This window comes from Cognatilysobacter lacus, from assembly GCF_008274655.1.
In the GTDB taxonomy this organism is placed as follows: Bacteria; Pseudomonadota; Gammaproteobacteria; order Xanthomonadales; family Xanthomonadaceae; genus Cognatilysobacter; species Cognatilysobacter lacus.
On the sequence record NZ_VTRV01000147.1, the window covers coordinates 1 to 6,717 of the forward strand.

7 protein-coding genes are annotated in these 6,717 nt (G+C 69.6%); 2 read left to right on the plus strand and 5 right to left on the minus strand.

Annotation, left to right across the window (positions count from 1 at the left end):
* Window positions 1-579: 579 nt before the first annotated feature.
* Window positions 580-1,428 (plus strand): alpha/beta hydrolase, encoded by an 849-nt coding sequence (locus FW784_RS11500; protein ID WP_149353484.1) that lies wholly within the window; start codon window positions 580-582, stop codon window positions 1,426-1,428.
* A 28-nt stretch (window positions 1,429-1,456) separates the two neighbouring features.
* The gene (gene lpxH / locus FW784_RS11505; RefSeq protein WP_149353485.1) at window positions 1,457-2,191 is read left to right on the plus strand and encodes a UDP-2,3-diacylglucosamine diphosphatase; all 735 of its coding nucleotides are present in this window, start codon (window positions 1,457-1,459) and stop codon (window positions 2,189-2,191) included.
* A 100-nt stretch (window positions 2,192-2,291) separates the two neighbouring features.
* On the opposite strand, the gene FW784_RS11510 is transcribed toward lpxH, so the two are convergent.
* From FW784_RS11510 to FW784_RS11530, 5 genes are read right to left on the minus strand one after another with little or no spacing between them, the layout of a single operon-like run.
* Window positions 2,292-3,098 carry a ferritin-like domain-containing protein gene (locus FW784_RS11510; RefSeq protein WP_149353486.1) on the minus strand — a complete coding sequence of 269 codons (807 nt, stop codon included), beginning with the start codon at window positions 3,096-3,098 and terminating at the stop codon, window positions 2,292-2,294.
* Complete coding sequence (locus tag FW784_RS11515; protein ID WP_205123618.1) at window positions 3,098-3,475, minus strand: ribonuclease E inhibitor RraB; 378 nt, start codon at window positions 3,473-3,475, stop codon at window positions 3,098-3,100. The genes FW784_RS11510 and FW784_RS11515 overlap by 1 nt, the downstream gene beginning before the upstream one ends.
* Before the next feature lies 1 nt (window position 3,476).
* On the minus strand, window positions 3,477-4,946 hold the full coding sequence (gene purF / locus FW784_RS11520) for an amidophosphoribosyltransferase (protein WP_149353487.1): 1,470 nt from the start codon (window positions 4,944-4,946) through the stop codon (window positions 3,477-3,479).
* Window positions 4,947-4,968: 22 nt separating this feature from the next.
* Entirely contained in the window at window positions 4,969-5,517 is a 549-nt protein-coding gene (locus FW784_RS11525; protein WP_149353488.1) for a CvpA family protein, read from the minus strand.
* 1 nt (window position 5,518) lies between these two features.
* Window positions 5,519-6,520: an SPOR domain-containing protein gene (locus FW784_RS11530; protein WP_149353489.1), complete on the minus strand. Its 1,002-nt coding sequence runs from the start codon at window positions 6,518-6,520 to the stop codon at window positions 5,519-5,521.
* Window positions 6,521-6,717: the final 197 nt, after the last annotated feature.

A 6,717-nucleotide genomic window follows, 5' to 3' on the forward strand; every position in this document is an offset into this window, starting at 1 on the left:
CAGCGACGAGCCTCCACGCCGGACGGCTGGCGGCCCTCGCCAGCACCCCGGGCTCGGGCGCGAGGGGGTTGCTGGCGTCGCCGCAGCGGTCACGGTCGAGCGCGACGTCGGCCTCTGCCGACTCCTTTCAGCGCCAGCGGACGGGGTCTGCACCCGGTGCACGCCGCGGCCGGCGGATCACGGCTCGAGGTTCGTGGAGAGCGGTGCGCGTGTGATAGGCCGCCGTTGGTCGCGCCCGAATGTCAGCGCATGCAACGGACTGCGGGCACCGGCTCACGCAAGCGCCGGGGCCGCAAGCATGACGACGTCCGCGGCGACGACGACCAGAACGACCACCTCGACGACAACGACCCCGCTGGACCACGACTGCGATCGTCCGCCCCAACGCAGCGCCCCGCCAAGAGAGCAACCAACGTATCGACTGCAGCAACGACCGCTAACGCAAACGGCAACGCGCGAGAACACAACATCGATCGCCCGACACGACAGTCGCCCTGCCCCGCCGCGCAGCACACCTGATGCATCTGCTGCACGCGCCGCCGCGTAGAACTCTGCGAAACCCTCGATCGTGGAGTTCCGATGCGCTTGCGTTCCCTGTTCGCCCCGGCGCTCGTTGCGCTTTTCGCACTCGGCTCGAGCGGTTGCGAGCGCGCGATATTCGCGGCGGCCAACCGTGGCGTCCGCCCTCCGGAGGCGACCGTCGTATTCTCGCAAGCCACGGGGCTTTCGCTCGACGTCTACCGCCCGCACGACGCCGACGGGCGCGCACCGGTCGTGGTGTTCTTCTACGGCGGCGGCTGGACGCGCGGCGAGCGCGCGCAGTACCGCTTCGTCGGGCGCAGGCTCGCTGAAGGCGGCGTGCTGACGATCGTCGCGGACTACAGGACGTGGCCAAGGGCGGGCTTTCCCGCCTTCGTCGACGATGCGGCGCAGGCCGTTGCGTGGGCGAATCAGCACGCGAGCCAGTACGGCGGCGATCCGTCGCGCGTGTTCGTCGCAGGTCACTCGGCCGGTGCGCAGATCGCCGCGCTTGTCGGTGCCGATGCGCGATACCTCGCACCTTACGGACTGAAGCCGCATGACCTCGCCGGCGTCATCGGGCTTTCGGGGCCCTACGACTTCGTGGTCGGCACGAAGTACGCGGCCATCTTCGGCGCGCCGTCGCAGTGGCCGGCCGCGCAGGCGGTAAACGCCGTCGACGGCGACGAACCGCCCTTCCTGCTCGTGCATGCCACGGGCGATCGCGTCGTGGATCCGGCCGACAGCCAGGAAATGGCGGATCGGCTGCGCAAGGCCGGCGTGCGTGCGGACCTGTTGATGGTGCCCGGCGGCGGCCACACAACGCCATTGCAAGGCCTGTACAGCCCGCATCGCGTGCCCGCCGTGCTGCCGGCAATCCTTCGATTCGTCGCGGCTCCGAACGGATGAGCGGCGAGCGCGCACCTACAATGCGCGCATGACAACGCTCCTGATCTCCGACCTCCACCTCGACGCGGAGCGACCGCAGGCCACAACCCTGTTCCTGCGCTTCCTGCGTGACGAAGCGCGCGGCGCCGATGCGCTTTACATCCTCGGCGACCTGTTCGAGGCGTGGGTCGGGGACGACGATCCATCCGAGGTCGGCGGGGCTGTGGCCCGAGGCGTGCGCGACCTGGTCGGCAGCGGCACGCCCGTGTTCTTCATGCACGGAAACCGCGACTTCCTGCTGGGGCCCGCCTACGCCGCGCGCGCCGGCATGCAGCTGCTCGACGACCCGACGGTGGTCACCCTCGGCGACCGCCGGGTGCTGCTCCTGCATGGCGACCTGCTCTGCACTGCCGACACCGACTACATGGCGTTCCGCGCGCAGACGCGCAAGTCCACATGGCAGGCGCAATTCCTGTCGCAGCCGCTTGCGGCGCGCGTCGCGTTCGCGGCGCGTGCACGGGAGCAGAGCCGCGCGGCGCAGGCGGCGCTGAAGGACGCAGGCACGATGGAAACCGTCACCGACGTCGCTCCCGCGACGGTGGCGGAGTACTTCGCGCGGTACGACGTCGACCTGATGATCCACGGCCACACGCATCGCCCGGCGATCCATCGGATCGATGCGAACGGACGCGAATGCCGCCGCGTCGTGCTCGGCGACTGGTACGAACAAGGTTCGGTGCTGCGCATGGCCGGCAGCGATCTGCGCCTGGACGCAATGGGCTGAATTCGCGGCAGGGGCTCATGCCGCAGCGACGCAGCGAACTCGCCGGTTCGTGACACTGCGTCGCCTGCCAACCCGCAGCCCGTTTAGCGCCGAGCGCGGCTCAGTTCGCCAATGCGTCGAGCGAGGCCAGCTCGTCCGCATCGAACCCTGCCTCGAGCCGCGCTTGGCGATTGAACGGCCCGTACAGCACAGCGCGCGCGTACTCGGCGAGCAGAGAGCGAAACGTCGTCGAAGGGTCCAGCCCTCGCTGCGCGCAATGCCACCGGAACCAGCGGCTGCCTGCCGCGACGTGCCCCACTTCCTCGCGCAGGATCACGTCGAGGATGTCGGCAGTCGCGTTGTCACCCCGCTGCCGCAGCTTCACGATCATGCCGGGCGTCACGTCCAGCCCGCGCGCTTCCAGCACGCGTGGCACCAGCGCCATGCGCGCGAGCCCGTCGTGCGCGGTCTTTTCCGCCATTTCCCACAGGCCGTTGTGCGCGTCGAACTCGCCGTAGTCCCGACCCAGTTCTACCAGCCGCGCGCGCAACAGCGCGAAGTGCCGCGCCTCGTCGTTCGCGACGTGAACCCAGTCGACATAGAAACGCGCGGGCATGTCGCGATATCGGTACACCGCATCCCAGGCCAGGTCGATGGCGTTGAATTCGATGTGGGCGATCGCGTGCACGAACGCTGCAAGCCCTTCATCGCTGCCGAATCCCCGTTTGGGAAGCTCGCGCGACGAAACGAGCCGCGGCCGCGCGGGGCGACCCGGCATCGCGATCGGCTCCGGCGGCGGCGCATCCGTGCACGGCGCGAGTTGACCGTCCACGAAACGCGCGAACGCGTCGAACGTCAGCGCGACCTTCGCCTCGGGCGTGGCGGCGCGCAGGCAAGCGTGCGCGGCCTCGTGCAGGCAAGCGGCCATCAGGCGACCGTGTCGTCTCCGTCGTCGACCGGGCCGGCGGCGCGTGAGCATTCCCAGCCGTCGGGATAACCGCCGAACGATTCGGCGAGCACGGTCAGCTCGGTTTCGAGACGCGTGATATCGGCGTGCTTCGGCGCCATGTGGCGGCTCGCGATCACCTGCCAGATGCCTTCGTCGTCGACTTCTGGCGTCGACAGCTGCAGGTCGGCCAGTTGCGAGGCGGCGTCGGCGAAGGCCCCGGCCGCGGCTTCGTCGCCGAACACCAGCAGGAAGTCGATGTCGCGCGCGACGGTGAGGTCGTCGCCGTCCTCGAGCATCGCGCGCAGCACGTCGCCGTTCTCGTCGTCCGGGATCATCGCCATTTGAAGTGACTTCATGTCAGATCGTCCGCCTCGCCTGCTTCGCGCTATCCGAACGCGCCTGACGGATGCGCTCGAAATAGCCGGGCTCCACGCCCGTCACGTATTCACCGTTGAAACAGGAGGAATCGAACGCGCCGATACGGTGCTTCGGGCCGGACACGGCTTCCTCCAGGTCGGCGAGATCCTGGTAGATCAGCCAGTCACAGCCCAGCAACGCCTGCACGTCGTCGTCGGTGCGGCCATGCGCGACCAGTTCGTCGGCCGACGGCATGTCGATGCCGTAGATGTTCGGATGGCGAACCGGCGGCGCCGCGGACGCCAGGTACACCTTCCGCGCGCCGGCGTCGCGCGCCATCTGCACGATCTGCTGCGACGTCGTTCCGCGCACGATCGAGTCATCGACCAGCAGCACGTTGCGGTTGCGGAACTCCAGCGGGATCGCATTGAGCTTGCGACGTACCGATTTCGCGCGCTCGCCCTGGCCCGGCATGATGAACGTGCGGCCCACGTAGCGATTCTTGATGAAGCCCTCGCGGTACTTCACGCCCAGCGTGTTGGCGATCTCCAGCGCCGCGTCGCGCGACGTATCGGGGATCGGGATGACCACGTCGATGTCGTGGTCCGGCCGCAGGCGAAGGATCTTCTCGCCCAGCTTCTGCCCCATGCGCATGCGCGCCTTGTGCACCGACACGTCGTCCATCATCGAGTCGGGCCGGGCGAAATAGACGTATTCGAAGATGCAGGGCGTCGCGGCGCGCTCTTCCGCGCAAGCGCGCGCGTGCAACGTGCCGTCGGCGGTCACCACGATGCCCTCGCCCGGGCGCACGTCGCGCAGGCGCTCGTAACCGAGGATGTCGAGCGCAACCGATTCGGAGGCAACGGCGTATTCGTCACGTCCGTCGCGCACGCGCTTGCCGAGGACCAGCGGGCGGATGCCATGCGTGTCGCGAAACGCGACCATGCCGAAACCGAGCACAACGGCCGTCACCGCATAGCCGCCGACGCAGCGCCGGTGCACGCCCTCGATGGCCTTGAACACCGACTCGGGCGACAGCTCGCCCTGGGTGTCGAGCTCATGCGCGAACACGTTGAGCAACACTTCGGAATCCGATTCCGTGTTGACGTTGCGCTTGTCCTGCTCGAACACCTCGCGGCGCAGCGCGTCGGTATTGATCAGGTTGCCGTTGTGCGCGAGCGCGATGCCGTAGGGCGAGTTGACGTAGAACGGCTGCGCCTCGTCACAACCGGCACTGCCCGCGGTCGGATAGCGGCAATGGCCGATGCCGAAGTTGCCGTGCAGCAGCTGCATCGACGCCTCGTCGAAAACATCGCTGACCAGCCCGTTGCCCTTGTGGACGCGGATTTTCGAGCCCGCGGCGGTGGCAATGCCGGCCGCGTCCTGCCCGCGGTGCTGCAGGACGGTCAGGCCGTCGTAGAGCTGTCCCGCGACGTCGCTTTGGCCGACGATTCCGATGATGCCGCACATGATTCGGTGTCCTGCAGGGGTGTCAGGCGGGGAGCCCGGGTAATGGGGGCAGTTCCGGGAAGGTTCGAGCGGGCATGCGGCCGTCGAGGTCGAGCCGTTCACGTGCCCACACCGGCAGCCACGTCGAAAGCCAGACCGCGCCGGGCTTGAACACCGGCACCAGCGCGGAGGCCTGCCACTGGCGTTGCCGCGGCATCGGCGTGAAGCCCAGAAGCAGCACGATCGCGCAGGCCATGACCGCGCCGCGCACGCTGCCGAGCGCGAGGCCCAGCGCACGATCGATGCCGCCCAGGCCCGCTGCAGCCAATGCTCGACGCGCGAGCATCGACAGCAAGGCGACCACGATCGCCACGCCGAGAAAGCACGCGCCGTATCCGATCAGCAGTTGCACCGGCGTTGGGTCGGGGCGGTCGGCGAGCATCCGCGCGACACCGCCGCCGAGTTCGAACGCCGCGGTGCCGCCGAGCAGCCACGCGAGGAACGACGCCACCACGCCGACGAAACCCCGCAGCAATCCTGTCAACGCCGAGACGCCGAGGATGGCGAGCAGCAGCCAGTCGAGCGGACTCATCTCAGGGATGCGGTCGCACGATGCCGCTGACGCCGAGCTTCGAGGCGATCTGCGAACGCAACGCGTCTGCCGCCGCGCGGTCGGCCGTCGGCCCAACGCGCACGCGACTCAAATTCCCGTGATCGGTGTGGACCTGCTCGACGAACGCGGAGAAACCTGCGGCGCGCGCGCGGTCACGCAGGCGCGTGGCCTCATCCGGGTTGGCGAAGGCGCCGAGTTGCACTGCGAAGCCGACGTTGGAGGCGGCCGGGGCCGGGGCCGCAGGCGGCGCACTGGGCTTCGGCGGCTCGGCGGGGGCGACCGGCGCGTGAACCGTGCCGGCGGTGACCGTCGTGCCTGAGACCGCCGCTGCAGCGGGAGTGGCTGGACGCGGCGCCGTGGAAACGTGCGCCTCCCCCGACGCAGGGTTCGTGACGCCCGCAGATGACGCCGCGGGAGCCACGACGTTGCCGGCCGCGGAGCTGCTGGCCCGGGTCGGGGCATCGAGCACCACGACGCGGGTGTTGACGTCGCTGCGCACGCGCCCGGCGGCGATCCGCGCGGCCTCGGCAGCCGCCGCGGTCGGATACGGGCCGATGCGAACGCGGTGGACCGTGCGCGTGCCCAGTGGGGCGGCTTCCTGGTATGCGGGAAGGTGAGCCGTCGCGAGCGCGGCGACAACCCGGGCGGCATCGGCGGCAGTGGCGTAGCTGCCGAAACTGACCGCGTAATCGCCAGCGGCGACCGCGGGCGCTGCATTTTCCGCGGAAGGCGTGTCGATTACAGCATCAGGCGCGGGCGGTGCCGGTGTGGGCAGAACCGCGCCACCGGCCGCGGCAGGCGCAAGCGGCAGGTCGAGCGTGCGCGTATCGCCGGCGGTGTCCGGTGCTGCGGGCACGTGCAGCGGAACGCTCGAGGCGCCGCTGTCGGGCGCCGGGCCCATCACCAGCAAGGGAAGGAAGACCACGGCGAGCGCAATGAGCACCGCCGCACCGAGCAGCCGCTGTTTGAGGGCAAGTTCCATCGCGTCCGCAAGCGGCGGGGGCGGCCCGCCTTGTCGGTGCCAATTATACGCGCCGCCCCTCGCGCGCCCCGGCCGCGCGGATCGCGTTCAGGCAGCGCCCGCGGCCGGCCGACCGAGCACGCGCAGCGCGTCGGCAGCGGTGTGGAACGAACCGAATACCAGCACGCGATCGCCCCGCGCAGCCCGCCCCGAGATCA

What these genes read in the sequence shown, in the direction of transcription:
- FW784_RS11500 (WP_149353484.1), top strand. Translation starts at nt 580, where the DNA reads ATGCGCTTGCGTTCCCTGTTCGCCCCGGCGCTCGTTGCGCTTTTCGCA.
- lpxH (WP_149353485.1), top strand. Translation starts at nt 1,457, where the DNA reads ATGACAACGCTCCTGATCTCCGACCTCCACCTCGACGCGGAGCGACCG.
- FW784_RS11515 (WP_205123618.1), bottom strand. Translation starts at nt 3,475, where the DNA reads ATGAAGTCACTTCAAATGGCGATGATCCCGGACGACGAGAACGGCGAC.
- FW784_RS11525 (WP_149353488.1), bottom strand. Translation starts at nt 5,517, where the DNA reads ATGAGTCCGCTCGACTGGCTGCTGCTCGCCATCCTCGGCGTCTCGGCG.
- FW784_RS11530 (WP_149353489.1), bottom strand. Translation starts at nt 6,520, where the DNA reads ATGGAACTTGCCCTCAAACAGCGGCTGCTCGGTGCGGCGGTGCTCATT.
- purF (WP_149353487.1), bottom strand. Translation starts at nt 4,946, where the DNA reads ATGTGCGGCATCATCGGAATCGTCGGCCAAAGCGACGTCGCGGGACAG.
- FW784_RS11510 (WP_149353486.1), bottom strand. Translation starts at nt 3,098, where the DNA reads ATGGCCGCTTGCCTGCACGAGGCCGCGCACGCTTGCCTGCGCGCCGCC.